This is a genomic window from Chelatococcus reniformis, from assembly GCF_014640075.1.
GTDB classification, from domain to species: Bacteria; Pseudomonadota; Alphaproteobacteria; order Rhizobiales; family Beijerinckiaceae; genus Camelimonas; species Camelimonas reniformis.
On the sequence record NZ_BMGG01000010.1, the window covers coordinates 45,274 to 70,748 of the forward strand.

Annotated in this window: 23 protein-coding genes; 10 read left to right on the plus strand and 13 right to left on the minus strand. The window is 68.6% G+C overall.

Annotation, left to right across the window (positions count from 1 at the left end; genetic code table 11):
* Positions 1-21: 21 nt before the first annotated feature.
* On the minus strand, positions 22-711 hold the full coding sequence (locus IEW34_RS24855; protein ID WP_188611932.1) for a protein GlxC: 690 nt from the start codon (positions 709-711) through the stop codon (positions 22-24).
* A gap of 3 nt (positions 712-714) precedes the next feature.
* Positions 715-1,611, minus strand: a complete 897-nt coding sequence (locus IEW34_RS24860) for a class II glutamine amidotransferase (protein WP_188611933.1) — start codon at positions 1,609-1,611, stop codon at positions 715-717.
* Positions 1,612-1,850: 239 nt separating this feature from the next.
* Between IEW34_RS24860 and IEW34_RS24865 the strand changes: the two genes are divergently transcribed.
* The 5 genes from IEW34_RS24865 to IEW34_RS24885 all read left to right on the plus strand — a co-directional run bounded on the left by IEW34_RS24865 (position 1,851) and on the right by IEW34_RS24885 (position 7,847).
* Positions 1,851-3,092: an FAD-dependent oxidoreductase gene (locus tag IEW34_RS24865; RefSeq protein WP_188611934.1), complete on the plus strand. Its 1,242-nt coding sequence runs from the start codon at positions 1,851-1,853 to the stop codon at positions 3,090-3,092.
* Between the two features lie 160 nt (positions 3,093-3,252).
* Positions 3,253-3,561, plus strand: a complete 309-nt coding sequence (locus IEW34_RS24870; RefSeq protein WP_188611935.1) for a sarcosine oxidase subunit delta — start codon at positions 3,253-3,255, stop codon at positions 3,559-3,561.
* Complete coding sequence (locus IEW34_RS24875) at positions 3,558-6,452, plus strand: 2Fe-2S iron-sulfur cluster-binding protein (RefSeq protein ID WP_188611936.1); 2,895 nt, start codon at positions 3,558-3,560, stop codon at positions 6,450-6,452. Before IEW34_RS24870 ends, IEW34_RS24875 begins: the two co-directional genes overlap by 4 nt.
* A gap of 4 nt (positions 6,453-6,456) precedes the next feature.
* Complete coding sequence (locus tag IEW34_RS24880; protein WP_188611937.1) at positions 6,457-7,158, plus strand: sarcosine oxidase; 702 nt, start codon at positions 6,457-6,459, stop codon at positions 7,156-7,158.
* A complete protein-coding gene (locus IEW34_RS24885; RefSeq protein ID WP_188611938.1) occupies positions 7,155-7,847 on the plus strand; it encodes a helix-turn-helix domain-containing protein in 693 nt (230 codons plus the stop codon). Before IEW34_RS24880 ends, IEW34_RS24885 begins: the two co-directional genes overlap by 4 nt.
* Before the next feature lie 58 nt (positions 7,848-7,905).
* Here the strand turns inward: IEW34_RS24885 and IEW34_RS24890 are convergent, their stop codons facing one another.
* Positions 7,906-8,730 (minus strand): dienelactone hydrolase family protein, encoded by an 825-nt coding sequence (locus tag IEW34_RS24890; RefSeq protein ID WP_188611939.1) that lies wholly within the window; start codon positions 8,728-8,730, stop codon positions 7,906-7,908.
* Between the two features lie 96 nt (positions 8,731-8,826).
* On the opposite strand from IEW34_RS24890, the gene IEW34_RS24895 reads away from it, so the two are divergent.
* Entirely contained in the window at positions 8,827-9,849 is a 1,023-nt protein-coding gene (locus IEW34_RS24895; protein WP_188611940.1) for a GlxA family transcriptional regulator, read from the plus strand.
* Between the two features lie 31 nt (positions 9,850-9,880).
* Here IEW34_RS24895 and IEW34_RS24900 read toward each other — a convergent pair whose 3' ends face one another.
* The 8 genes from IEW34_RS24900 to IEW34_RS24935 form a co-directional block, all read right to left on the minus strand.
* On the minus strand, positions 9,881-11,116 hold the full coding sequence (locus IEW34_RS24900) for a phenylacetate--CoA ligase family protein (RefSeq protein ID WP_188611941.1): 1,236 nt from the start codon (positions 11,114-11,116) through the stop codon (positions 9,881-9,883).
* 13 nt (positions 11,117-11,129) lie between these two features.
* Positions 11,130-11,960 (minus strand): ABC transporter ATP-binding protein, encoded by an 831-nt coding sequence (locus IEW34_RS24905; protein WP_188611942.1) that lies wholly within the window; start codon positions 11,958-11,960, stop codon positions 11,130-11,132.
* A 179-nt stretch (positions 11,961-12,139) separates the two neighbouring features.
* Positions 12,140-13,474 (minus strand): ABC transporter substrate-binding protein, encoded by a 1,335-nt coding sequence (locus IEW34_RS24910; protein WP_188611943.1) that lies wholly within the window; start codon positions 13,472-13,474, stop codon positions 12,140-12,142.
* An 87-nt stretch (positions 13,475-13,561) separates the two neighbouring features.
* The gene (locus IEW34_RS24915; RefSeq protein WP_188611944.1) at positions 13,562-14,635 is read right to left on the minus strand and encodes a branched-chain amino acid ABC transporter permease; all 1,074 of its coding nucleotides are present in this window, start codon (positions 14,633-14,635) and stop codon (positions 13,562-13,564) included.
* Between the two features lie 14 nt (positions 14,636-14,649).
* Positions 14,650-15,606, minus strand: coding sequence for a branched-chain amino acid ABC transporter permease (locus IEW34_RS24920; protein WP_188611945.1), 957 nt, complete (start codon positions 15,604-15,606; stop codon positions 14,650-14,652).
* A gap of 10 nt (positions 15,607-15,616) precedes the next feature.
* Positions 15,617-16,483 (minus strand): ABC transporter ATP-binding protein, encoded by an 867-nt coding sequence (locus IEW34_RS24925; protein WP_244642198.1) that lies wholly within the window; start codon positions 16,481-16,483, stop codon positions 15,617-15,619.
* A complete protein-coding gene (locus IEW34_RS24930; protein WP_188611946.1) occupies positions 16,480-18,453 on the minus strand; it encodes an AMP-dependent synthetase/ligase in 1,974 nt (657 codons plus the stop codon). The genes IEW34_RS24925 and IEW34_RS24930 overlap by 4 nt, the downstream gene beginning before the upstream one ends.
* 167 nt (positions 18,454-18,620) lie before the next feature.
* On the minus strand, positions 18,621-19,295 hold the full coding sequence (locus tag IEW34_RS24935; RefSeq protein WP_188611947.1) for a Crp/Fnr family transcriptional regulator: 675 nt from the start codon (positions 19,293-19,295) through the stop codon (positions 18,621-18,623).
* A gap of 145 nt (positions 19,296-19,440) precedes the next feature.
* Here IEW34_RS24935 and IEW34_RS24940 point away from each other — a divergent pair, with 145 nt between their 5' ends.
* Both IEW34_RS24940 and IEW34_RS24945 read left to right on the plus strand, forming a co-directional pair.
* Positions 19,441-20,181, plus strand: a complete 741-nt coding sequence (locus tag IEW34_RS24940) for an SDR family oxidoreductase (RefSeq protein WP_188611948.1) — start codon at positions 19,441-19,443, stop codon at positions 20,179-20,181.
* 109 nt (positions 20,182-20,290) lie between these two features.
* On the plus strand, positions 20,291-20,950 hold the full coding sequence (locus IEW34_RS24945) for a class II aldolase/adducin family protein (protein WP_188611949.1): 660 nt from the start codon (positions 20,291-20,293) through the stop codon (positions 20,948-20,950).
* 41 nt (positions 20,951-20,991) lie between these two features.
* Here the strand turns inward: IEW34_RS24945 and IEW34_RS24950 are convergent, their stop codons facing one another.
* A complete protein-coding gene (locus tag IEW34_RS24950) occupies positions 20,992-22,038 on the minus strand; it encodes an HAD family hydrolase (RefSeq protein WP_188611950.1) in 1,047 nt (348 codons plus the stop codon).
* Positions 22,039-22,373: 335 nt separating this feature from the next.
* On the opposite strand from IEW34_RS24950, the gene IEW34_RS24955 reads away from it, so the two are divergent.
* Positions 22,374-23,522 carry an MFS transporter gene (locus IEW34_RS24955; RefSeq protein ID WP_188611951.1) on the plus strand — a complete coding sequence of 383 codons (1,149 nt, stop codon included), beginning with the start codon at positions 22,374-22,376 and terminating at the stop codon, positions 23,520-23,522.
* A gap of 85 nt (positions 23,523-23,607) precedes the next feature.
* Complete coding sequence (locus IEW34_RS24960) at positions 23,608-24,141, plus strand: hypothetical protein (RefSeq protein WP_210324578.1); 534 nt, start codon at positions 23,608-23,610, stop codon at positions 24,139-24,141.
* Positions 24,142-24,218: 77 nt separating this feature from the next.
* Here the strand turns inward: IEW34_RS24960 and IEW34_RS24965 are convergent, their stop codons facing one another.
* The gene (locus tag IEW34_RS24965) at positions 24,219-25,418 is read right to left on the minus strand and encodes an amidase (RefSeq protein ID WP_188611953.1); all 1,200 of its coding nucleotides are present in this window, start codon (positions 25,416-25,418) and stop codon (positions 24,219-24,221) included.
* Positions 25,419-25,475 lie beyond the last annotated feature (57 nt).

Sequence of the window (25,475 nt, forward strand, 5' to 3'; positions counted from 1 at the left end):
GGTCGACGAGGGGCGAACGGCTCAGCCGTAGCTATCGGCGTTGTCGACGCTGAAGTTGTAGAGCTTGCGGGCGGAGCCGAAGCGCTTGAAGCTCGTGGGATCGATGCCGTCGAAGCCGGCCTTGCCGAGCAGCTCGCCGAGCAGCTTCAGGTGCTCGGGCCGCATCTCCTTCTCGATGCAGTCGGCGCCCAGGCTCTTGACCGAGCCGCGCACGAACAGCCTGGCTTCGTAGATGGAGTCGCCCAGCGCGTCGCCGGCGTCGCCACAGACGACCAAGTTGCCCGCCTGGGCCATGAAGGCCGACATGTGGCCGACGTTGCCGCGCACCACGATGTCGATGCCCTTCATGGAGATGCCGCAGCGGGACGAGGCGTTGCCCTCCACGACCAGCAGCCCGCCATGGCCCGTGGCACCGGCATACTGGCTGGCGTCGCCCTTCACTCGCACTTGGCCCGACATCATGTTTTCGGCCACGCCGGGGCCGGCCGAGCCGTCGACGACGACTTGGGCCTCGCGGTTCATGCCGCCGCAGTAATAGCCGACGCTGCCCTTGATGGTGACGGTGACCGGGGCGTTGAGACCGACGGCGACCGCGTGCGCGCCGTGCGGGTTGAGCACCTCCCAGGCGGTCTCGTTGCTGCCGGGCGCTTGGTGGTGCAGAGCTTGATTGAGCGTCCGCAGCTCCGCCGTGGCGAGGTCGACGACCGGCATGTCTCAGCGCTCCCAGAAATAGACGGTGGCGGGTTCGGGTTCCCAGACCTTCGCCGTCTCGATGCCGGGCAGCGCTGCCAGCGCCCGGTACTCGGAGCCGAAGGCCACGAACCGGTCGGTCTCGGCCAGCACCGCCGGCTTGCAGGCGATCGGATCGCGCAGCACGCCGAAGCCGTTCTTGGTGCCGACGACGAAGGTGAAGAAGCCGTCGAGATCGTCGAGGCCCTTCTCCAGCGCCTCGCCCAGGCTGCTGCCCTGGCCCATCTGCGCGGTGAGGTAGGCCGCGGCGACCTCCGAGTCGTTCTCGGTCTCGAAGCGGATGCCGTCGCGCGCCAGCGTCCGCCGCAGGTTGTTATGGTTGGATAGCGAGCCGTTGTGGACCAGGCACTGGTCCGGGCCGGTGGAGAAAGGGTGGGCGCCGAGCGTCGTCACCGCCGATTCCGTGGCCATGCGGGTGTGGCCGATGGCGTGGGTGCCGGCCATGTTCGCCAGGCCGAACACCGCGGCCACCTCGGTCGGATAGCCCACCTCCTTATAGATCTCGATGGCGTCGCCGGCGCCCAAGACGCGCACCGTGCCGTGCTGGTCGCGGATGTGGTCGCGGACGGCCTCGAGCCGGTCGGCGGGAACCGTCAGCACCGCATGCGAGCCGCGCCGCTCGATCGCCACCTCGGTGCCGACGGCCCCGCCGACGGAGGCGGCGAGGCCGGAGAAGGCCTCGTCCGGCGCCGGCGACTGCACCGTGACCTTGGCGAGACCCGACCGCGGGGTGCCGTAGACGGCGAAGCCAGCACTGTCGGGGCCGCGATCGCACATGGTGCCCAGCATCTGCGCGAGCATTGCCCCGAGCTGCGGCTCGAGCGCCTTATCCTTCAGAAATAGCCCAACAATTCCGCACATGGCAGCGACCCCGGTGAGTGAGCGGACGCTAGCAGCGCGTTTTCATGAAATCAACTGGCAAGAATTAAATTTTCATGCAAAGAAAACTGGCAGATGGCGCGCCCGGCAGCGCAGGCCCCGCAGGGGCGTCACGTCGGCGCGTCGTCCGCGGCGCCGCCGTCCTCTTTAACTTGAGGAAAAAAACTTGCCTATAGGGGGTGGCGCCCTTATGAATCGCCACCGTTCGCCGGAGACCCGTCGTGCCGCTTGCTCTGCTGAAACATGGTCTGTCGTCCGGCCGCGTGGAGCCGCCGCATCTGCGCTGGCAGCCCGATCTCAAACGCACCTATGACGTGGTGATCATCGGCGCCGGGGGACACGGCCTCGCCACCGCCTACTATCTCGCGACGCGCCACGGCATCACCAACATCGCCGTGCTGGACCGCGGCTGGCTCGCCGGCGGCAATACCGCCCGCAACACGACCATCGTGCGCGCCAACTATCTCACCCCCGAGGGCGTCGCCTTCTACAAGGAATCGGTGGAGCTGTTCCGGGGTCTGTCGACCGAGCTCGATATCAACATCATGTATTCCGAGCGTGGGCACTTCACCCTCGCTCACACCGACGCGGCGATTCGCACGGCACGCTGGCGCGCCGAAGTGAACAAGCACATGGGGGTCGACTCCGAACTGATCGACGCCGCCGAGGTGGCGCGGCTGTGCCCGGTGCTCAACACGTCGGACGAGGTGCACTATCCCATCCTGGGGGCGCTCTACCATCCGCCCGGGGCCATCGCCCGCCACGACGCGGTCGCCTGGGGCTACGCCAAGGAGGCGATGGCGCGCGGCGTCGAGGTGCATCCAGCAACCGAGGTCACCGGCATCCTAGTGGAAGGAGGCCGCGTGAGGGGCGTCGAGACCAGCCGCGGCACCATCCACGCCGACAAGGTGGTGCAGGCGGTCGCCGGCTCATCCAGCCGCGTCGCCAAACTCGCCGGCCTGCGCCTGCCCATCAAGAGCATCCCGCTCCAGGCCTGCGTCTCGGAGCCGGTGAAGCCGATCCTCGACCAGATCGTCGTCTCCGGCTCGCTGCACGTCTACATTTCGCAGTCCGCCCGCGGCGAGATGGTGATGGGCGGCGTCACCGATCCCTACGGGCTCTACCAGACGCGCTCGACCCTCGACTTCAAGGAGGGGCTGATGGCGCACATGCTCGAGCTGTTCCCCTTCATGGCCGATTTGCGGGTGCTCAGACAGTGGGCCGGTACGGCCGACATGACGCCGGACTTTTCGCCGGTGATGGGGCTCACGCCCATCGACAACTACTTCATCGATTCGGGCTGGGGTACCTGGGGCTTCAAGGCGACGCCCGTGTGCGGTTTGCGCATGGCCGAGTGCATCGCCACCGGCCGCCAGCCGGAGATGCTCAAACCGTTCCTGCTCGACCGCTTCCGCACCTTCGATCTGGTGGGGGAGAAGGGCGCCGCATCGGTGGGACACTGATCATGTTGCACAGGGAATGTGATGTTCCGGCCGGTCGGCCGAGGGCGAGGGGCGATGCAGCCGCAGACGTCTCCCCGCGAGCGGGGAGCGGGGGCGGAACTGCGCCGTCGGCGCCGATGCATCGAAACGTCCGTACGGGGCTATCAGGGACAGCGCGGACATGAAGATCATGGTCTGCCCGCTCAACGGGCCGCGCAACATCACCGAATTCGTCTGCGGCGGCGACGTGAAGGCCGTGCCCGATCCGGCCGCTTGCAGCGATGCCGAATGGACCGACTACCTGTTCATCGAGGACAACATCGCCGGTGAGGTCGACGAATGGTGGCTGCACACGCCGAGCAACACCTGGTTCATCGCCCGCCGCAATACGCTCACCGATGAGATTCTCGCCACCATGACCGTCGCCGACTACTTCGACAGCAAGCGTTCGGCAGCGGATGCCGTGGCCGGCGCGGGAGGCGCGGCATGATCCCCGGCGCCCGTCTGGACGGCCCCGGCTGGGGCCTCTTCATCGACCGCGCCAAGCCGGTCGACTTCAGCTTCGACGGCCGGCCGCAGCGCGGTTTCGCCGGCGACGTGATCGCCAGCGCCATGCTGGCCGGCGGCCAGACGATGCTGTCGCGGTCGTTCAAGTATCACCGCCCGCGCGGGCCGCTCACCATGGCCGGCCATGACGTCAACAGCATGGTCCAGGTCGGTGCCGAGCCCAACGTGCGCGGCGACCGCTATCCGATCGCCGCAGGCCTCGCCGTCACCTCGGTCAACCGGCTCGGCCCGCTCGAGCGCGACGCGCTGGCGGCGATCGGCCTGTTCTCGCGCTTCCTGCCGGTGGGCTTCTACTACAAGACCTTCTTCCGCCCCCGCGGCGCCTGGGCCTTCTTCGAGAAGCCGATCCGACGGCTGGCCGGGCTGGGTACACTCGATCCCAAGGCCCGCCACGGCCATTTCGACAAGGCCTACCTGTTCTGCGACGTCGCCGTCGTCGGCGGCGGCCCGGCAGGACTTGCGGCGGCCATCGCCGCGGCCGAAAGCGGAGCGGACACGCTGCTGATCGACGAATGGCCCGAGCTCGGCGGCTCGCTGCTGTTCGGCCGGCTCGGCGGCAGCCGCGCGGTGGCCGAGGAGGCGCGCGCCGCCCTCGTGACGCGCGCCCACAGCCTGCCGGGCCTGCGCATCCTGAGCGAGACCGCCGTCACCGGCCTGTTCGCCGACAATTGGCTGGCGGCGCTCACCGGCAATCGTCTCCTCAAGATCCGTGCCAAACAGACCGTGCTGGCCACCGGCGCCTACGACCAGCCGCTGGTGTTCGCCAACAACGACCGCCCGGGCATCCTGTTTGGCGATGCGGTGCAGCGATTGCTGCGCCTCTATGCCGTGAAGCCGGGGCAGCGCGCGGTGGTCGCCACAGCCAACCGCTTCGGCTACGACACCGCGCTCGATCTCGCCGATGCGGGCATCGAGGTCGCCGCGGTGGTCGACCTGACGGCCGCTCCGGACGCCGCGGCGGCTGAACCGGTGCGGGCTCGCGGCATCCGCGTGATCTCTGCATCGATGCTGGTCGACGCCCGTGGGCGGGACCGCGTCTCCGCCGTCGCTGTGGCGCCGCCGACCGGCGGAGCCGCTCCCGAATGGATCGCGTGCGACCTCGTCGCCATGACGGTCGGCTACACGCCGGCGCTCAACCTGGCGAGCTATGTCGGCGCCAAGGTCACCTACGACGAAGCGGTCGCCATGCACCGGGCGAGCGACCTGCCGCCCTGGCTGGCGCTCGCCGGGTCGGCCGGCGGGATGTGGTCGGACGACGTGGTCCGCGACGACGCTGCGCACGTCGGCCGCCTGGCGGCGCAGGCCGCCGCCGGCGGGACGGTCGAGGGGCCGGCGCGGCCCCGCGATCCCGCCACGGCGCGCATCACCCACCCCTGGCCGATGACGCTGGCCGCCCGCGGCAAGGACTTCATCGATTTCGACGAGGATCTTGTCAGCCGCGACATCGTCCAGTCGGTCGGCGACGGCTATGACGATATCCAGCTGGTGAAGCGCTATTCGACGGCCGGGCTCGGGCCCAGCCAGGGCCGGCATGCCAACGTCAACACCATCCGCATCGTGGCGCGCGAAACCGGGCGTAGCCTCGACAAGGTCGGCACCACGACGTTCCGGCCGCCGCTGCTGCCGGAGAAGTTCGGCCATCTGGCCGGCCGTAGCTTCGAACCCCGGCGGCTGAGCGCCCTGCACGGCCGCCATGTGGAGCTCGGCGCGCGCATGATGCCCGCCGGTCTCTGGTTGCGGCCCGCCTACTACGGCGACAAGGCCGGCGCGGCCGGGGCGATCGCTGCCGAGGTGAAGGCGGTGCGCGAGGGCGTCGGCCTGATCGACGTGTCGACGCTGGGCGGCCTCGACATCCGCGGGCCGGATGCGGCGGCGTTCGTCGATCGCATGTATACCTGGGCCTATGCCAAGCAGCCCGTCGGCCGAGCCCGCTACGCGCTGATGACCGACCAGACCGGCGTGGTGATCGACGACGGCGTCGCCTGCCGCTTCCATGAGCAGCACTTCTACGTCACCGCCACCACCAGTGGAGTCGACGCGGTCTACCGCCAGATGACGTGGTGGAACCAGCAGTGGCGCATGGACGTCGACGTGGCCAACGTCACGGCGAGCTATGCGGCGGTCAACATCGCCGGCCCGCGCTCGCGCGAGGTGCTGGCGAGGCTTGACTGCGACATCGACCTCTCGCCCGAAGCCTTCCCCTATATGGGGGTGCGGACCGGCCGTCTCGCCGGCATACCCGTGCGGATGCTGCGGGTCGGCTTCGTCGGCGAGCTCGGCTTCGAGATCCACTGCCCGTCGAGCTTCGGCGAGGCCCTCTGGGACAGGCTGTTCGAGGCGGGCCAGGCGTCCGCCATCAAGCCGTTCGGCGTCGAGGCGCAGCGCGTGCTGCGGTTGGAGAAGGGGCACATCATCATCGGCCAGGATACCGACGGCCTCACTCACCCGGTGGAGGCGGGCATGGCCTGGGCGCTGGCCAAGACGAAGCCGTTCTACGTGGGCAAGCGCGCCGTCGACATGCAGCTGGCCAAGGGGCTCACCCGGCAGCTCGTGGGCTTCACGCTGCGCGATCCGGCCGCTCCCTGTCCGCTGGAGAGCCATCTGGTGATCGAGGACGGCGCCATCGTCGGGCGCGTCACCTCCGCGGTGCGCTCACTGGCCGCGGGCGGAGTCATCGGGCTGGCCTATGTGCCCCCGGCCAAGAGCGCCGTCGGCGCCCGCTTCTCCATCCGCATCGACAAGGGGGCCATGGTCGAGGCCGAGGTGGTGCCGACGCCCTTCTACGACCCCGACAACAAGCGCCAGGAGCTGTGATCCCGTGAGCGTCGATCCACAGAATGCCTTGCAGCGCTCGCCGCTCTACCGGGCGCTTGCAGTCCACGGCGCCGTGACCTGGACGGAACTGCCCGGCGGGGCCGTGGCGGAGCGGGTCGGCACCGCAAACGCGGGTGGGCTCGCCATCGTCGATCTATCGCCGCTGCCGCGGCTCGGCTTCAAGGGACGGGAGACGCTGGCCGCCATGCAGGCGCGCGGCGTCGTTGTCGAGAACAAGCCCAACCGTGCCTTCCGCCAGCCGGATGGTGGGCTCTGCCTGGTGCTGGCCGCGAGCGAGGTGATGCTGCTCGGGCCGCTCACGGGCGACGGTACGCGGCTCGCGGCGCTCGAGGCGGAGTGGGACATCGATGCCGGCGTGCGCACCTATCCGCTGCCGCGGCGCGACAGCCACGCCTGGTTCGCTGTCGCCGGAGCGGCTGCGCCCGAGATGTTCGCCAAGCTCTGCGGCGTCGATCTCAGGCTCGCGCACTTTCCCGATCTCGCCGTCGCGCAGACCTCGGTGGCGCGCCTCAACGCGGTCGTGGTGCGCGCCGACGAGGGCGGCAGGCCGGTCTTCCACCTGCTCGCCGACAGTGCTGCGGCCATCTACCTGCTAGACTGCCTGGTTGACGCAGCCCAGGAGTTCGGCGGCCGCATCGCCGGGCGCGCCTTGCTCGGCGCACTGGCAACGGGGGAGTATGGATGAGGAAATCATCGGGAGCACGGCTCGCCTCCACCGACGCCGCCGCCAAGGAGGCGTTGATCGCGCCTGATGTCGGTGGCCAGGATCCGCATGCGCTGACCGGTGCCCGCGACAACCTCCTGGAGGTGGCGATCGGGCGTGAGGTGCGCGCCTTCCGGACCAAGCTCGGCTTGACGGTGGCGGACCTCGCCGCGGCGACCGGGCTGTCGCTGGGGATGCTCTCGAAGATCGAGAACGGCGCCACCTCGCCGTCGCTGACGACGCTGCAGGCGCTGTCACGGGCGCTGGGCGTGCCGGTCACCGCCTTCTTCCGGCGCTACGAGGAACGGCGCGGCGCCGTCTTCGTCAAGGCGGGCACGGGGCTCTCGATCGAGCGGCGCGGCACCCGCAACGGCCACCAATACCACCTGCTCGGCCACACCGGCGACCGCTCCTCGCGCGTCGTGGTGGAGCCCTACATGATCACGCTGACCGAGGAATCAGACGTCTTTCCGCTGTTCCAGCACTCGGGCCTCGAGTTCCTCTACATGCTGGAAGGCGAGGTGGTGTACCGCCACGCCGACAGGCTCTACACCATGCAGCCCGGCGACAGCCTGTTCTTCGACGCCGACGCCCCGCACGGCCCCGAGGAGATGCGCAAGCTGCCGATCCGCTTCCTGTCGGTGATCTCCTACCCGCGCCTCGACGAGTAGAGACCGCTTGCCGGGCAACAGGCTGCGGCGCGTTGCGGACGAACGTGCGGCGCTCTCTTCAGTCCTTCGGTCGAAGCCGTCCGGCGAAGAATGCCAGGATCTCGTCCCGCGCCGCCGTGGTCGGCTGTCCCGCCTCGTCGATGAGGTGGACGGTCACGACGCTGTGGGGCGTCTGCACCGCCTTGGCGAAGAACTCCGGCACATCTGGGTTGGCCGCGCTGTCGGGCAGCACGCGGCCGATGAAGCGGTCGCCGAGAGCCGCCTGGTAGGCGGCGAAGCGCTCCGCCCTGCAAAAGCGGTCGCCGGCGAAGCGATAGGCGAGGACCGTCAGATCCTCGGTGTCGAGGCGCCTCTTGACCGCCGCGAGCTCGTCGGCGGCAATCTCCAGCCCGGCCGGCACGTCGAGCGGGAGCGACGGCTGCGACAGCACAGGGGCGAGCAGCGAGGGCTCGAGCATCATGCTGAGCGCGAAGTTGCCGGTGAAGCACATGCCGATGGCGCCCACACCGGGACCCGGGCACTCCTCATGGGCGAGGCGCGCCAGGGCCCGGAGCCAGCGGGTCACCGGGCTGGAGCGTCCCGCCCCGAGGGCATGGAACTCGGCGCTGATGCACGCGCGCTTGAAGATCGCCTGCGCGGTGTCCAGGTCGGGCAGTCCCCCATCGCGACCGAACAGGGACGGCATATAGACCGTAAACCCGGCGTCGCGGACCCAGCGCGCGAAGCGCGCCACGTGAGGGCTGATCCCCGGCATCTCGGCCATGACGACGACGGCCGGTCCCTCGCCCGCCACGTGGACCATCTTGGTGAGGCCGTCGAGCGTGATCTTGCGTGGCGCAAAATCCTCGAGCGGATCGTACTGATCGAGATCCCTGCTATTCATCCGTCTGCCCTCGGCGAAACTGCGACGGCTCATTTGACAGTCGGGGAGCGATGCGATCGAGTGTCCGAATGGACATTATTCGAGCCTAATCGGTCAGTGTTCGATTTTACCATCCTTGCCCTGTCCGGTGCCTTCGCATCCGGCGTCGGCGGCACCTTGGACATTCTGGCGAACGCCGCGAGGCTCGCCGAGAAGGCCGGTTCCGCGGCGCCGCGCTGGCGCGTGGTGTCCACGCGCGCAGCCGTCGACCTCAGCAACGGGCTGAAGGTTGCCGCCGAGCCGCTGCCCCGCGGCGCCCGGGCCGACCGGTCGGTCTGGCTGGTCCCCGGTCTTTGCGTCGACAACGCAGACGCGATAGCCGACCGCCTTGCGCGGCCGGATGCCGTCGACGCCATCGGCCACCTGACCGCTCACGCGAAAGCGGGCGGCACCGTCGCCGCCTCGTGCTCGGCGGTGTTCCTGATCGCCGCCGCCGGTCTGCTCGGGGGCAGACGGGCGACCACCAGCTGGTGGCTCGGCGGACTGCTGCAGCAGCGCGAGCCGGCCTGCGTCGTCGACGTCAATCAGATGGTCGTCGCCGATGGCCCGGTCGTCACCGCAGGGGCGGCCTTCGCCCACATCGACCTGGTGCTCCACCTCCTGCGTGGTCGCTTCACGCCGGGGTTGGCGCAGGCCGTCTCGCGCACCCTGGTGGCCGACGGAAGACAATCCCAGGCGCGCTTCATCATGCCGGCGGCGCTGGCCAGCGGCAGCGAGCTCGCCGGGCGGGTGGTGACGCGGCTCGAAGCCGCGCTTCCCCATCCGCCGACGGTGGCCGAGCTCGCGGCAGAGTTCGGCATGTCCGAGCGGACGCTGGCCCGGCACGTCAAGGCGGCCACGGGGCATACGATCTCCGCCTTGTTGCAGAGCGTGCGCGTCAGCCGTGCCCGCTTGCTCCTGGAGAGCAGCAGGCTGTCGGTCGAGCAGGTTGCCGCCGCAGTCGGCTACGGCGACGCCACCGCCCTGCGGCGGCTAATGTGGAAGGTCACGCGGGCTACCCCGCGGCAGTTCCGCTCGCGCGCCGCGGCAACGGTTGGGGCCTCGGTCGCGACCGCCCGGGAGGCTCAGAGCGCCTCCTGATCGGCTGGAACCAGCGCGGTCAGGACACGACTCACGTGTAGGTTCGCTCGTCGGCGATGACCTTGCCGTCGTTGGGCAGCGAGCCGAGCGGCACCAGCTCCACCGTGCCCTTGAGCTTGGTGACCGATTGCAGGGTCTGCAGCACGGCCTTCACGAAGGTGTCGTCGTGGCTCATGGTCGTCTCGGCCTTCAGCTCCATCATGTCGAGCTCGTTGGCGCGGCGCACCACCAGCCGCAGCCGGCGCAGCTCCGGGTGGCGCTTGCCGATCTCGGCGATCTGATCCGGCCGCACGAACATGCCCTTGACCTTGGCGGTCTGGTCGGCGCGGCCGAGCCAGCCCTTGATGCGTTGGCCGGTGCGGCCGCAGGGGCTCAAGCCGGGCAGGATGGCGGAGAGGTCGCCGAGCGCAATGCGGATCACCGGATGATCGGGATCGAGCGTGGTCACCACCACCTCGCCGATCTCGCCTTCGTCCACCGGATCGCCGGTGCCGGGCCGCACGATCTCGACGATGATGTCCTCGTTGATCACCAGGCCGTCGCGGGCCGACGTCTCATAGGCGACCGTGCCCACGTCGGCGGTGCCATAGGACTGGTATCCCTCGATGCCGCGGGCCGTGAAGGCCTCCTGCAACGAGCGGGGAAAGGCGGCTCCGCCCACCGAGGCCTTGCGGATCGACGAGACGTCGCGATCTGACGCATCCGCCTGGTCGAGCAGGATCTTCAGAAAGTCGGGCGTGCCGGCATAGGCGGTGGGGCTGAACGCGCGGATCACCTCGAACTGCTGCTCGGTGTTGCCAGGCCCGGCGGGGATGACCGCGCAGCCGACGGCACGGGCCGCATGGTCCATCATGAAGCCGCCAGGGGTGAGGTGGTAGGCGAAGGTGTTGAGCACGATATCGGTCTTGCGGAAACCGGCGGCGAACAGCGCGCGGGCCGAGCGCCAGGGGTCGCGGCCGGTGCCTTCGCCCTCGAAGATCGGGCCGGGCGAGGTGAACAGGCGACCAAAATGCGAGAGTTCGCTCGGGCCGAAGCCACCGAAGGGCGGTGCGGCCGCGTGCAGCCCCGGTAGGTCCGACTTGCGCAGCACGGGCAGCGCCGCGAGCGCCTGGCGGGTGGTCACGGCCTTGGCGTCGACGGCTCCCAGGTGCTTGGCCCAGCCCGGGAAGGTGAGGGCCCGTGCAAGGGCCGCGGGCAGGCGGGCGAAGAGGTCGGCTTCGCGCGCCTGCGGATCGCGCGTTTCCCGTTCGTCGAAGAATTCGCTCACGTGCTCCTCCAGATCAGGTTAGCCAGCGCTTGCGGCGCTTATAGCTTTTCACCTCGCGGAAGGATTTGCGCTCGCCCTCGGTGACACCGAGGTAGAACTCCTTCACGTCCTCGTTGGTCCGCAGCATGGCGGCGTCGCCGTCCATCACCACGCGCCCGGTCTCGAGGATATAGCCGTAGGTCGCGTATTTCAGCGCCATGTTGGTATTCTGCTCGGCGAGCAGGAACGAGACGCCTTCCTTGGCATTGAGATCCCTGACGATCTCGAAGATCTCCTCGACGATCTGCGGCGCCAGCCCCATGGACGGCTCATCCAGCAGGATCATCTTGGGGCGCGACATCAGCGCCCGCCCGACGGCGCACATTTGCTGCTCGCCGCCCGACGTGTAGCCGGCCATGGATTTGCGCCGCTCGCGCAGGCGCGGGAAGTAGGCATACACCTTCTCCAGGTCGGCGCGGATGGCGGCGCGGCCGTCCCGGCGGGTGAAGGCGCCGGTCAGCAGGTTCTCCTCGATGGTCAGGTGGCCGAAGCAATGCCGGCCCTCCATCACCTGGATGCAGCCGCGCCGCACCAGGTCGTTGGGGCTCGAGCGGTCGACCCGCTCGCCCTCGAACAGGATCGAGCCCTTGGTCACCTCGCCGCGCTCGGCGTGCAGCAGGTTGGAGACGGCCTTGAGCGTCGTCGTCTTGCCGGCGCCGTTGGCGCCGAGCAGGGCGACGATGCCGCCCCGCGGCACGGCGAGCGAGACCCCCTTCAGGACAAGCACGACGTGGTCGTAGATGACCTCGATGTTGTTGACGGCGAGGACGGGGTCGGTGGCGGGTTCAGCCTGAGCGGTTTGCATGGTCGTCCAGTATCGACCCCTGCCGCGCCATGGTCGGGGTTGATGGCCGGGCTTGTCCCGGCCACCCATCCACTAGGTAAACGCAGCATTCGGCCAGCCCGGTCGGGCTGAAGTTACGTTGGTGATGGATGGTCGGGTCAAGCCCGACCATGACGTGGCTGGATGCTCCCAGCTTCCTCTCACGATGCCTTGTCGCAGACCTCGGTGCGCTTGGGCCAGCCGGTGTTCTTCTCGGCATAGTCCTTGGCGGCCGACTGCACGAGCGGCTCCACCTTGTCGGTCATGGGCTTCAGCGGGCCGGAGACCTTCACGTATTTCTCGCCGTTCCACTCCTGCATGAACGTCGCGCCGTGGCCGTTGTGGTCGCTGCAGGTGAGCTTCAGCGGGTCGGTGAAGCCCTCCATGCCGAGCTCCTTCAGCCGGGCCGGGGTCAGGTCGATGGTCTCCAGCCCGCGGCGCACGTCCTCGCCGGTGACGGCCTTCTTGCCGGTGAGCTTCTGGGCGTTGCGGATCGCCTCGGCGATCAGCATCGAGTTGTAGACGCCGCGGTTGTAGAGCACCTCGCCGACCTTGTCCTTGGCCACCTGACTCAGGCCCTTGTCGACGACGAGCTTCTGGATGTCCTTGATGACCGGGAAGTCGGTGCCGACACCGTGCCAGTTCAGCTCCTTGAAGCCTTTGGCGCCATCACCGGCGGACTTGGCGTCGTCCTCGCTCGGCCACCAGATCGAGATGAACTTGGCCATCGGGTAGTTGATGCGCACCGCCTCCTTGATGGCGGTCGGGTTGAGCGCCCCCCAGCCGTACATCACCATGTAGTCGGGCCGGTCGCGGCGCACGCCGAGCCATTGCGACGACTGGTTCTGCATGTCGGTGGCCGCCACCGGATAGAGCTTAAGCTCGAAGCCCAGGTCCTTGGCGAACTGCTCGAACATCGGGATCGGCTCCTTGCCGAAGCCCGCGTCCAAATAGATGTAGCCGAGCTTCTTGCCCTTGAGCTTGTCGAGCCCGCCCTCCTGCTCGCCGATGTAGCGGATGATCATCGACAGGCCGTCCCAATAGGTGTTGGGCGGATTGAACACCCAGGGGAAGGTGTCGCCCAGCGCCGAGGCCGACAGGCCGTAGGCCATCGACAGCACCGGAATCTTGTCGACCTTGGCCTTGGGAATCAGCGGCAGCGTGATCCCGGTCGACCACGGATTGATCATGACCGGGTTCTTGCCCTTCACCGCCTCGTAGCATTCGAGGCCCTTCTTGGTGTCGTAGCCGGTCTCGCACTCCTCGATAGCGATCTTGGCGCCGCCGATGCCGCCGTCGCGCTGGTTCAGCATCTCCAGGTAGTCGCGCATTCCGTTGGCGATGGGGATGCCGGAGCCGGAGAACGGCCCGGTGCGGTAGGTGAACAGCGGCACGAAGTTGCTGTCCTCCGCGGCGGCGGCCGGCAGCGCCACGGCGCCCGCGGCCAGGCAGCCGGCAACGGCTGCCGCGAGGTATCGGTATCCTGTGCGTCCCATGGTCTTCCTCCGTGCATGGGGCCTTGCCGCCCCTTCGTGCGTTCGATCGGCCCGGCCGGCCGACCCCGTGTCAGTGGTGGGCGCGCCCTAATACGGGAACGGCCACGTCCGCAGCTTCTGCTTGCCCGTCTGCCAGAGCCTGGCGAGCCCGTGCGGCTCGGCGATGAGGAAGCCGATGATCAGGGCCCCGACGATCATGAACGTCATATGTTCGACGGTGGCAGCGGCGATGCTGAGCCCGAACAGCGGCGGCACCGCCTTCAGCGCGATGGGCAGGACATAGATCAGCGCGGCGCCGAAGAACGAGCCGATGAGACTGCCCAGGCCACCGATGATGACCATGAACAGGATCAGGAACGACTGGTTGATGGAGAACACCTCCGGCTCGGCCGAGCCATACCAGAGGAACACCATCAGCGCGCCGGCGACGCCGCAGTAGAAGGACGACACGGCGAAGGCGAGCAGCTTGGTGGGCAGCAGCCGGATGCCGATCAGCTCGGCGGCGATGTCCATGTCGCGCACCGCCATCCAGCTGCGGCCGATGCGGCCGTGCACGAGGTTGGAGGCGATCCAGGTGAGCAGCGCCACGACCGCGAGCACGACCAGGTAACGCATCTCGGCCGACGCGTTGGGACCGGTCACGAACTCGCCGAAGAGGGTCCTCCCCGGCACCTCGATCGCACCCGAGATGTTGTTGTTGTAAAGCCAGGGAATGCGGGTGAAGCACCACTGCAAAAAGAACTGTGCGGCGAGCGTCGCGACGGCGAGATAGAAGCCCTTGATGCGCAGCGAGGGCAGCCCGAACAGCGCGCCGACGCCGGCCGAGAAGAAGCCGGAGACGAGGATCCAGACGACGATGTTCACGTCGGGAAAAAAGGTCGTCAGCTTGTAGCAGGCATAGGCGCCGACCCCCATGAAGCCGGCCGTTCCCAGCGACAGGAGGCCAGTGTAGCCGACGAGCAGGTTGAGGCCGATGGTGGCGAGCGCAAAGATCAGCAGCGGGATCATCACCGCGCTCAGCATGTACTCGCCGGCAACGAACGGCAGCGTCAGCGCCGCCGCAAGGATGACGGCGAGCCCGATCCGGTCCTGGCGGAGCGGGAACACGGCCATGTCGGCGGCGTAGGTCGTCTTGAACTGGCCCGTCTCGCGGTAGAGCATGACGTCAGAGATCCTCAGATCCGCTCGATGATCTTCTCGCCGAACAGCCCCTGGGGTCGCACCAGGAGAACGGCGAGAGCAATGAAATAGGCGAGCCAGCTCTCGATGCCGCCGCCGACCAGGGGTCCCCAGTAGAACTCGCCCAGCTTCTCGCCGACGCCGATGATGAGGCCGCCGATGATGGCGCCGGGCACCGACGTCAGGCCGCCGAGCACCAGAACCGGCAGCGCCTTGAGCGCGATGATCTCGAGCGCGAAGGACACCTCGGAGCGCGCGCCCCACATGATGCCGGCGGCGAGCGCCACCAGGCCTGCGGCAAACCAGACGATGACCCAGATCTGGTTGAGCGAGATGCCCACCGAGAGCGCCGCCTTGTGGCTGTCGGCGACCGCCCGGAGCGCCCGGCCGATGCGCGTGTTCTGGAAGAAGACGGCGAGGCCCGCCACCATCAGCGAGGCGATGATGGCGGCGGCGATGTCGATCTTCTGGAACGACACCATGCCCCCGAGCATGGGCACGTCGACGACGCCGCGCGGCAGGAACAGCTGATCGGTGATCATCGCCTTCGGATTGCCGCCGAAGATGAGCTCGCCGAAGCCGATGAGGAAATAGGTGAGGCCGAAGGTGGCGATGAACAGGATGATGTCGGGCTGGTTGACCAGGGGCCGCAGCACCACCCGCTCGACGCCGACGGCGAGCACGAACATGACGGCGACGGTGAGCGCCAGGGCCAGGAACGCCGGCACGCCCTTCTCGTGCAGGCCGACCAGGGTCAGCGCCGCGAACACCACCATGATGCCTTGCGCGAAGTTGAACACGCCCGACGCCTTGAAGATCAGCACGAAGCCGAGGGCGATCAGCGCGTAGAGCACGCCCGACACCAGCCCGTCCCACAGGGCCTGCACCAGGAGGTCCGGCGCGCCGGCCATCTGCACGAAGGGGTCGACGAAGATGGCGTAGAGGATGGTCATCGCGGGCCCCTCAGTGCGCCACGCCGAGGTAGGCGTCGATCACCTTCTGGTCGCGCTTCACCTCGTCCGGTGTGCCGTCGGCGATCTTGCGGCCGTACTCCAGCACGACGACGCGGTCGGACAGGTCCATGACCACGCCCATGTCGTGCTCGATCAGTGCCACCGTGGTGCCGAACTCGTTGTTCACGTCGAGGATGAAGCGGCACATGTCCTCCTTCTCCTCCAGGTTCATGCCCGCCATCGGCTCATCCAGCAGCAACAGCTCCGGCTCCATGGCGAGGGCCCGGCCGAGCTCGACGCGCTTCTGGAGGCCGTAGGGGAGCTTGCCGACGGGCACCTTGCGGACCGCCTCGATATCGAGGAAGTCGATGATTTCCTCGACGAACTTGCGGTGCTCCACCTCCTCGGCCATGGCCGGGCCGTGGCGCCAGAGCTGCCAGAAAAAACCGCGCCGCATTTTCAACGCCCGACCGGTCATGATGTTGTCGAGCGTGGTCATGCCCTTGAACAGCGCCACGTTCTGGAAGGTGCGGGCGATACCCTGGGCGGCCGCCACCGAGGGCCGCATCTTGCTGCGGGTCTCCCCCTTGAAGGTGATGCGGCCGTCCTGCGGGTGGTAGAAGCCGTTGATGACGTTGAGCATCGACGTCTTGCCGGCGCCGTTGGGGCCGATGATGGCACGCACCTCGCCCTTGCGGATGTCGAAGGACACGTCGCTGATCGCCTTGACCCCGCCGAAGCGCAGCGAGACGTTCTCGACCGCCAGCAGCACCTCGCCCGTCGATCGGCCGGGGGGCGCGGACGGGGCGCCGTCGGCCCGCTCCGCCCTGGGTTCCGCCTTGCGCATGGCGGTCTCGTTCGGACCCGGGCCGTTCATGCCGCGGCCTCCAGCACCGGCGCTGGCGTCGGCGTGGCGGCTGCGTCGCGGATGGCGACGCGGGCCGAGAGCATGCCCTTGCGTCCGTCCTCGAAGGTGACCTCGGTCGCGATGTCGGCAGCGGCGTCACCGGCGAACAGGGCGGCGATCAGCGGCTGGTAACGTTCGGCGACGACGTTGCGGCGCACCTTCTGGGTGCGCGTGAGCTCGCCGTCATCGGCGTCGAGCTCCTTGTGCAGGATGAGGAAACGCCGGATCTGCGCGGCCGCCATGGCCGGCTCCCGGGCGAGAGCGCGGTTGGTCTCGGCGATGTGCTCGCCGATCATGTCGTAGACGAGCGGGTGGCCGGCGAGCTCCTGGTAGGACCCGTAGACGATGTTGTTGCGCTCGGCCCAGTTGCCGACGGCGGTGAGGTCGATGTTGACGAAGCAGGCCACGAAGTCGCGGCCGTCCCCGAAGGTGACGGCCTCCTTGATGTTGGGGAAGAACTTAAGCTTGTTCTCGAGATACTTCGGCGCGAACAGGGCGCCGCCGGCGAGCCGGCCGACGTCCTTGGCCCGGTCGATGATCTTGAGCTGGCCGTCCGGCTCGAACACACCGGCGTCGCCTGTCCTGATGAAACCGTCGGGCGTCATCGCCTCGGCCGTCTTCTCCGCATCCTTGAAGTATTCGACGAACATGCCGGGCGACTTGAACTGCACCTCGCCGCTGTCGGCGATGCGGATCGCCACGTTCGGCGCCGGCGGCCCGACGGTGTCGGCGCGGACCCCGCCATCGGGCTGCGCCGTGACGTAGAGAAACGCCTCGGTCTGCCCGTAGAGCTGCTTCAGGTTGAGCCCGAGCGAGCGGTAGAACGAGAAGAGATCCGGCCCCACGGCCTCGCCGGCGGTATAGGCGGTGCGCACGCGCGACAGGCCGAGCATGTTCTTGAGCGGCGCGTAGACCAGCAGGGCGCCGGCGCCGTAGAGCAGGCGGGCGCCCGCCGGCACGGGCCGGCCGTCGAGGATGGCCTCGCCGTAGCGCTTCGCCACCCCGATGAAATAGTGGAACAGGCGCTGCTTGAGCGCGCCGGCGTCCTCCATGCGGATCATGACGCGGGTGAGCAGATTCTCGAAGACGCGCGGCGGCGCGAAATAGAAGGTGGGGCCGATCTCCCTGAGATCCTGCTCCACCGTGTCCGGGGATTCCGGACAGGCGAGGCAGAAGCCTGCGACCAGCGCCTGTGCGAAATTGAGGTAGTGGTCGCCCACCCAGGCGAGCGGGAGGTAGGCCAGCGCCTCGTCCTTTTCGCTCAACCGGTCGAAGACGACCGTGTCCGCGGCGGCGGCGATGCAGCGGCCGGCCGCCAGCACCACGCCCTTCGAGCGGCCGGTGGTGCCGGAGGTGTAGAGGATGATGGAGGCATCGCGGCCAGACCCGGAGGCGATCTCCCCGTCGAGCCAGGCCGTGGCGTCGGTCTCTTCGGCGAGCGCGCGCCGGCCGGCGGCGATGACGTCGTCGATGGCGTGAAGCCGGCCGCGGTCGTAGTCGCGCAGCCCGCGCGGCTCGTCGTAAACGACCTGTTCCAGCTGCGCCAGCCGTGCCTGCACCGCCAGGACCTTGTCGACCTGCTCCTGGTCCTGGGCCACAGCAAAGCGCACCTCGGCGTGGGCGAGTACGTGGGCGAGTTCGTCCGCCACCGCGTCGCTATAGACCGGCACCGGCACGGCGCCGAGCGATTGGGCGGCGAGGAAAGTCCAATAGAGTCGCGGCCGGTTGCTGCCGACAACGGCGATGCGGTCGCCGCGCTTGAGGCCGAGCCGCGCCAGCCCAACGGCGTAGGCGCGGGTGCTCTCGTGCACCTCGGCCCACGTCCACGTCTGCCAGATGCCGCGATCCTTGTGGCGGAACGCCGGCCTCTGGCCGCGGACAGCGGCGTGATGCTGCAAAAGCTTGGCAAAGGTGTCGCCGGGTGGCGGCTCGGCCGTCACGTGAACCTCCCGTTTCGCCCCGCGGGGCGTGTGCCGTCCGGATTTCGCTCCGGATCCTGATCGCCTCAGTTTGCAGAGGGAATGGGGCGGCGCAAGGCCGCCATTGACAGACAAGCCTATGACTTTATGACTATTCTCGGAGCTGTGTCTGCGCCGGGCCGGGCGGCTTATTCGCCGAGATGGGCCAGGCCCCTGAGATCGAGCACGGTGATGCCCTGCCGCTCGATCCGCAGCAGCCCGCGATCCTCCAGGTTCTGGAGCGCCTTGTTGGCGGCCTGGCGCGATAAGCCCGACAACAGGCCGAGCTCCTCCTGGCTGACCTCCAGATGGGCGCCGTCGTTGGGGTAGAGCACGGCGTTGAACAGCCATGAGATGCAGCGGGCGAGCCGCGCCGGCGCATCGAGCATGCGGTCGGAGGCGACGAGCGCGATGAACTGGCCGAGCCGCTCGTTGAGCTGGCGCACCAGGAACCGGTTGAAGGCGAAGCTGTTGTCGGCGAGCCAGCGGAAGCTGGTGCCGGCCATGAAGGCGACCCGGCTGTCGCGGACGGCGACGAGGTCGTATTGGCGCGCCTCGTTCTTCAGCACCGTGCCTTCGCCCAGCCAGCCGCCGGCCGGCACGCCGGCGAAGCTCACGGCCTTGCCGCTGCTCGAAATGGCGCTCACCTTGACCAGACCGCCGATGACGCCGATCCAGGCATCGAGCCGGTCGCCCCGGTGCAGGATGTAGCTGCCCTTGTTGAAGACGCGGACAGTGGTGCCGCGCGCCGCCCGCTCCAATTCGGTTGGTTCCAACTCCCGGGCCCAGGGGGCGATCGCCTTGAGATGGTCGGCGGAGATCAAGGCTTGCGGTTCCTTGGGCAGCGGGGCGGCGGACACTTATACGCGGATGGCGCGCCGCAATCCCGGCTTTGTCGGCTATCACGGCCGCGCGCGACCCCATAGGTTTGAGGCGACCCGGCCGGCCGGTTGGAACGAGGAGGTCCCCATGAACATCGAAGGCAGTGTCGCGCTGGTCACCGGCGCCAACCGGGGCCTCGGCAAGGCTTTTGCGGAGGCGCTCATCGGAGCCGGCGCGGCGAAGGTCTATGCCGGCGCCCGTGACCCGGCCGCCATAACCGACCCGCGCCTCACCCCCGTCAGCCTCGACGTGACGCAGTCCGTCTCGGTCGCGGCGGCGGCCGAGCGCTGCGGCGATGCAACCATCTTGATCAACAACGCCGGCATCTTGCTGGGACGCCCGATGCTGGCTGCCGGCTCCGAACAGGCCATGCGGCAGGAGATGGAGGTCAATGTTTACGGTGTGCTCGCCATGATGCGGGCTTTCGCGCCGATCCTGGCGCGCAACGGCGGCGGCGCCATCGCCAACATGCTTTCGGTCGTCAGCTGGTTCACCTCGCCGCTGAATGCCACCTACGGCGCCTCCAAGCGTGCGGCGCTCGCCGTCACCGATGCGGCCCGCATGGAGCTCAAGGCCCAGGGCACGCAGGTGATCGGCATCTATGCGGGGTTCGTCGACACCGATATGGCCGCCGGCATCGACCGTCCCAAGACATCGCCGCGCCAGGTCGCCGAGCGGACGCTCGAGGGGATCCGGGCCGGGGTGGACCATGTGCTCGCCGACGAGCGGGCCGAACAGGTCAGGCACGACACGCGCTTCAAGCCGGAGGCCTTTGCCGCCGGCCTGCAGGCGCTGTGGGACGGGCGGGCCGCCGGCGTCGGCCGGTAACCGACGCCCGCCTGCGCCGGACGGCATGGCGACGCGGCTCGCCGCGGGGCGGCGCCGGGCAATGTGCTATGGGCGCGGGGAGGATGGACGTAGCACGGGGAGGCGGGGCGTGAGCGGCACCATGGATGAACAGTCGGCCCGGGCCGAGCTCTGCGATGTCTACCGGCGCCTCGAGCAGGCCGGACTCAGCCCCGGCAACGCGGGTAACGTCAGCGTGCACTTGGGCGCCGACATGCTCATCAGTCCGACCGGCGCTGACGGCGCCACGGTGCGGCCCGAGGACATCGTGCGCACCAGCCTCGACGGCGAGGCGCTCTCGGCCGGCATCCCGTCGAGCGAGTGGGCGATTCACGCCGAGATCTACAAGGCGGGCCTCGGCCGTGCGGTCATCCACGCCCATCCCGATCACTGCGTGGCGCTGTCGTGTCTGCGCCAGCCGATCCCGGCGTTCCACTATGCCGTCGCCACCTTCGGCGGCAAGCAGGTGCCGTGCGCGCCTTACGCGGCCTTCGGCACGAGGGCGCTCGCCCGCGGTGTCGTCGACACGCTCAAGGGCTACAGCGCCTGCCTGATGGCCAACCACGGCATGGTCTGCTGCGCCGAGACGCTGCCACGCGCCCTCGCCAAGGCGGCGCAACTGGAGACGTTGGCGCGCCAGTATTGCATCGCCAGGCACAGCGGGCCGATCGTCATGCTGGACGAAACGGAGATGGAGACCGTCCTAGCCCGCTATCGCGACTACGGCACGCGGCGGCTGTCTGCCGATTGACGGCTGCGCCGTTTCCGGCGCCGTCGCCCTGCCCCGTCTCCCTATTCGAACGCGAACACGCGCTTCCAGTCGCGCTTCATGCTGATCACCGCCCAGCCCTTGCTCCTGGCTTCGTCGTCGAGCGCGGCGGTGAAGGCGCCGACCCGGGTATCCGGCAGGCCACGGGCCGGACCGTAGGCGTATTCTCGTGCCGGGTCGTCGTGCAGCACCAGCATGGAGAGGCGCGCGCCGTCGCCCGCCTGCGCATACTCCAGCATCTGCCGGTCGCCGGTCGAGTTGCCGAAGGCCGCCGTGGGCTGGCGGCCGATGAGCAGATGAATGCCCTCGGGCTTGCCGGCATTGTTGTCGTTCAGGAGCAGCTTGGGCTCCTTGGTCAGGAACGGCTTGCCGTCCTTGCCGTAGCCGTATCTGACACCGCCCGCGGTGCCCACCACCTGCTCGGGCGGGATTCCGTACACGTCTTGGGCGTAGGCGCGCACGAAATCCTGGCCGCCGCCCGTCACGATATAGGTCTTGTAGCCATTGTCGCGCAGGTGGCGCAGCACCTCGCGCATGGGCTGGTAGACCAGTTCGACATAGGGCCGATTCCAGCGCGGGTGCCTGGCGCTGGCGATCCAGGCCTTGGCTTCGGCCTCGAAGGTCTCCACCGGCATGCCGGTGAGGGTCGCCGCCAGGACCTTTTCCAGGTCGGGCATCGACAGTCGTGCCATGGCCTCCCGGTTGCCGGACAGCACGGTCTTGAACGGTTCGACATTCTTGAGCTGCGGCCTCTGCGCGACTACGGACGGCACGCGCTCGAAGCAGTAGACCACCTGCGTGTACATGGGGTGCTCGACCCACAGCGTGCCATCCTGGTCGAAGGTGGCGATGCGCGCCTCCGGTGGCACGAAGCGCGGGCTCGAGCGATCCGTGGTGATCCGAACGAACTCGATGATGGCGCGTTTTGGCGGACCGTCGTTCCAGGAGGGAAGTGGGTCGCCGGCCACTGCCTGAGCGAGGGCGGGCGCGAGCCGTGCCGAGAGGCCTGCAGCGGCGTTCCACGCCAGGCCGACAAGCAGGACACGGCGGCTGATATCGAGGCTCGGCATCCGTGTCTCTCCTTCGATCCGGGGGCCGGGGTGGACCGAGAAGCGCGGCGGCGGATACCGCCATTGGCGGTCCACGATGGTGGCCTCGTCGTTGCCTTGCGCCGACAGCCCAGTCGTTGGACGGCGCCCACCGGATCCCGGAGCCGCCGCAATCGCTGGATGACCGCTCCGCGGCATCGCACCGATGCTACGGGCGGGCGGGGCGGTGTCTATGCGGAAACGGCCAGCGCAGCCTGGCTTCACGCGCCGGCCAGTCCCGCGCGCCGGGCGCACGAGCCGAAGGGGGGCTGCCGAGAGGGGTTCCCATAGCCGCACCGATGGGCGATCAGGGCCGCATGCAGACCTTCTCCGCGACGACACCGGTTCGCCTCGGCCCGGCTCAACACCTCGCCACGCGCCTGGCCTTCTTCATCGCCGGCTTCGGCCTCGCCGCCTGGGCGCCCCTGGTGCCCTTCGTCAAGGCGCGGGCCGGGCTCGACGACGGCGCGCTGGGCCTGCTGCTGCTCAGCCTCGGTGTCGGCTCGATCGTCGCCATGCCGCTGGCCGGCGCGCTCGTCGCCCGTCTCGGGTGCCGCCTGGTCCTGATCGTCGCGACCGTCCTCCTCTGCCTGACGCTACCGCTGCTGGCGACGCTGTCGAGCGTGCCACTGCTGGCCGCCGCGCTGTTCGTGTTCGGGGCCGGCGTCGGCTCGATCGACTGCACCATCAACATCCAGGCGGTGATCGTCGAGCGCGCCGCCGGCCGGCCGATGATGTCGGGCTTCCACGGCCTGTTCAGCCTCGGCGGCATTCTCGGGGCGGCCGGCGTCAGCGGGCTGCTCGGCGTCGGCTTCACGCCGCTCATGGCGAGCGTCGTCGTCGTCGCCGGCATGGTGCTGGCGCTCCTCGCTGCCATGCCCGGGCTGCTGACCGGTGGAGAAAGCAGCGGGCCGCCCTTCGCCGTTCCGCACGGCGTCGTGCTGTTCATCGGGATTCTGTGCTTCATCATGTTCCTGGCCGAGGGCGCGGCGCTGGATTGGAGCGCGGTGTTCCTGAGCCAGGTACGCGGCGCCGAACCGGCGGTGGCGGGGCTGGCCTATGCGGCGTTCGCGGCGACGATGACCGCCGGCCGGCTCGCCGGCGACGCCATCGTGCAGCGCCTGGGGCCGATCCGCGTGGTGGTGTGGGGGGCGATTTGCGCCGCCGCGGGGCTCGCGCTCGCCACCCTCGTTCCTGCCTGGGAGGCGGCGCTTGCCGGCTACGCGCTGCTCGGCGCCGGCTGCTCCAACATCGTGCCGGTCTTCTTCACCGCCGCTGGACGCCAGAACGTCATGCCGGAGAGCGTGGCGATCCCCGCTATTACCACGCTCGGCTACGCTGGCATCCTGGTCGGGCCCGCGGCGATCGGCTTCGTCGCCCACGCCGCAAGCCTGTCGGTTGCCCTGCTGATCGTGGCGTTGTTGCTGCTCGGCGTGGCCGCCAGTGCCCGCTGGCTGCGAATTTAGCGAAACGCATGACCGAATCACTCGGCACAAGCGTAGCCCGTCGAGTGCGTTGGCGATTGAGATAGGTTGCGATGGCGCGCTATGATTGTATGCGCAGAGCAGCGACATTGCCGGGGGCAAAAGCTTGAAGTCATTCGTCATCGCGGCGCTCAGCTTGTGCCTCGCCTGCGTTAACCTGAACCAGGCCGCGGCCGAGAAGAAGGGCCGCAGGAGCGTCGAAAGCGCACCTAAAACGTTGAACGAGGCTGAAGTTCTGCGGAAATTGATAGCGAAGCATCTCGCTCGCCGGAAAAACCTTCCGGGAAATAATGGTATAGTTCGGGAGCACGGAATTATTACTTCCGCCGAAATACTTGGACCAGCGTTAAGTCAGCGAACTGGAAGATTGATTTATTGCGTTACCGTGCGTGAGAAAATAAGTCTATTTCAACTTGTCGCGTTTCGCTCGGTTGATGTGACGATTCCAGTAGGAATTGCTATAGATCGGGCCAAGAACGAGATTAGTATGGAGGGCCTCAGTTCTTATGCGACATGCGATCCCGGAGGCGTGCCGTTTCCCGAGTTGATCGAGGCGCGTCGGCACGTGAGGGGCCAACTTGGGCTTGAGGCTGGTCAGTAATGCTTGGGCATCAGAACGCGCCTTTCAAGCTCGCCTGCGTCTAATCATTGTAGGCGTACCCACGGCCGCCTGGGCCTTCAGTCGCTGCCGACACTACACGAGCGTGTGAGTGCCGCGACTTGCCGGGCGAGCGCGATGAGGCGCTCGTCCGAGCCCTTCGGCCCGATCAGCGAGAGGCCCACCGGAATGCCGGCGTGGTGGGCCAGCGGCAGGTTGATCTGCGGATGGCCCGTCAGGCCTGCGATGCAGGTCAGCTCGATGATGCGGCTGACCGAGTGCGTCAAGGCCGAAAACGGCTCGTCGCGCCGCGGCGGCAGGATCGGCGTCGTCGGCAGGCAGAGCACGGCGTCGTCGCCGAGGAGGTCGCCCAGGCGCGCTTTCGCCATCGCGCGGAACGCGTTGGGGCCGACGAGCTCGGCTTCGGCAAGGAGCGCGCCGAGCGCAAGGCTGGTCCCGACCTCGATGGAGAAGCGCGGCACGCAACGCTCCACCCAGGGCCTGAAGGTCTTGGTATACTCGCCGCGCTGCAGGAGCGACTGATTGCGCGACCAGTCGAGGATGTCGCGATCGGCGAGTGGCGCCTCGCGCACGGCGGAGAACAGCCCGCCGAGCGCCTCGGCCGCCGGGGCAAGCGCAGCCTGCACCTCCGGCTCGGCAATGGCGAAGCAGTCGCTGGCGACGATCATCCGGGTGAGCCCGCCGTCGGCGATCGGCGCGCCGAGCAGCACCTCGCCCACCTTGGCGAAGGTGTCTGCATCGGCCGCGAACCAGCCGCAGGTGTCGAAGGTCGGCGACTGGGTCTCCATGCCCTTCACAGAGATGCGGCCATGGGTGGGTCGCAGGCCGAAGAGGCCGCAAAAAGCCGCGGGCGTCCGGACCGAGCCGCCGGAATCGGTGCCGAGCGCGGTGTCGACGAGGCCACCGGCGACCGCCGACGCCGAGCCGCTGGAGGAGCCGCCGGGCACGCGGTCCGGCGCCTTCGGGTTGAGCGGCGTGCCATAGAACTGGTTGCGGCCGACGAGACCCAGCGAGATCTCATCGGTGATGGTCTTGCCGGCGAGGGTGGCGCCGGCATCGAGCAGGGCCTTCACCGCTGCCGCATGGCGCTTCGCCGGCGCATGGGTGCGCTCCCAGTCGGGATTGCCGCTGCCGGTCACGTAGCCGGCGACATCGAAGAGATCCTTGGCGGCGAAGGTCATGCCCGCGAGCGGGCCCGACCCTGATCCCTGCACCACGCAGTCCACGTGCGGCACGAAGGCGCCGAGAGCGTCACGCATGTCGGTTTCCTGTCCTGTCCTGTCCGCGCCGGCGGCCACGCCGCGGGGGCACTCAGA

Coding starts and splice junctions, on each gene's coding strand:
- IEW34_RS24855 (WP_188611932.1), bottom strand. CDS start 711: ATGCCGGTCGTCGACCTCGCCACGGCGGAGCTGCGGACGCTCAATCAA.
- IEW34_RS24860 (WP_188611933.1), bottom strand. CDS start 1,611: ATGTGCGGAATTGTTGGGCTATTTCTGAAGGATAAGGCGCTCGAGCCG.
- IEW34_RS24870 (WP_188611935.1), top strand. CDS start 3,253: ATGAAGATCATGGTCTGCCCGCTCAACGGGCCGCGCAACATCACCGAA.
- IEW34_RS24875 (WP_188611936.1), top strand. CDS start 3,558: ATGATCCCCGGCGCCCGTCTGGACGGCCCCGGCTGGGGCCTCTTCATC.
- IEW34_RS24885 (WP_188611938.1), top strand. CDS start 7,155: ATGAGGAAATCATCGGGAGCACGGCTCGCCTCCACCGACGCCGCCGCC.
- IEW34_RS24890 (WP_188611939.1), bottom strand. CDS start 8,730: ATGAATAGCAGGGATCTCGATCAGTACGATCCGCTCGAGGATTTTGCG.
- IEW34_RS24905 (WP_188611942.1), bottom strand. CDS start 11,960: ATGCAAACCGCTCAGGCTGAACCCGCCACCGACCCCGTCCTCGCCGTC.
- IEW34_RS24910 (WP_188611943.1), bottom strand. CDS start 13,474: ATGGGACGCACAGGATACCGATACCTCGCGGCAGCCGTTGCCGGCTGC.
- IEW34_RS24915 (WP_188611944.1), bottom strand. CDS start 14,635: ATGCTCTACCGCGAGACGGGCCAGTTCAAGACGACCTACGCCGCCGAC.
- IEW34_RS24920 (WP_188611945.1), bottom strand. CDS start 15,606: ATGACCATCCTCTACGCCATCTTCGTCGACCCCTTCGTGCAGATGGCC.
- IEW34_RS24925 (WP_244642198.1), bottom strand. CDS start 16,483: ATGAACGGCCCGGGTCCGAACGAGACCGCCATGCGCAAGGCGGAACCC.
- IEW34_RS24940 (WP_188611948.1), top strand. CDS start 19,441: ATGAACATCGAAGGCAGTGTCGCGCTGGTCACCGGCGCCAACCGGGGC.
- IEW34_RS24950 (WP_188611950.1), bottom strand. CDS start 22,038: ATGCCGAGCCTCGATATCAGCCGCCGTGTCCTGCTTGTCGGCCTGGCG.
- IEW34_RS24955 (WP_188611951.1), top strand. CDS start 22,374: ATGCAGACCTTCTCCGCGACGACACCGGTTCGCCTCGGCCCGGCTCAA.
- IEW34_RS24965 (WP_188611953.1), bottom strand. CDS start 25,418: ATGCGTGACGCTCTCGGCGCCTTCGTGCCGCACGTGGACTGCGTGGTG.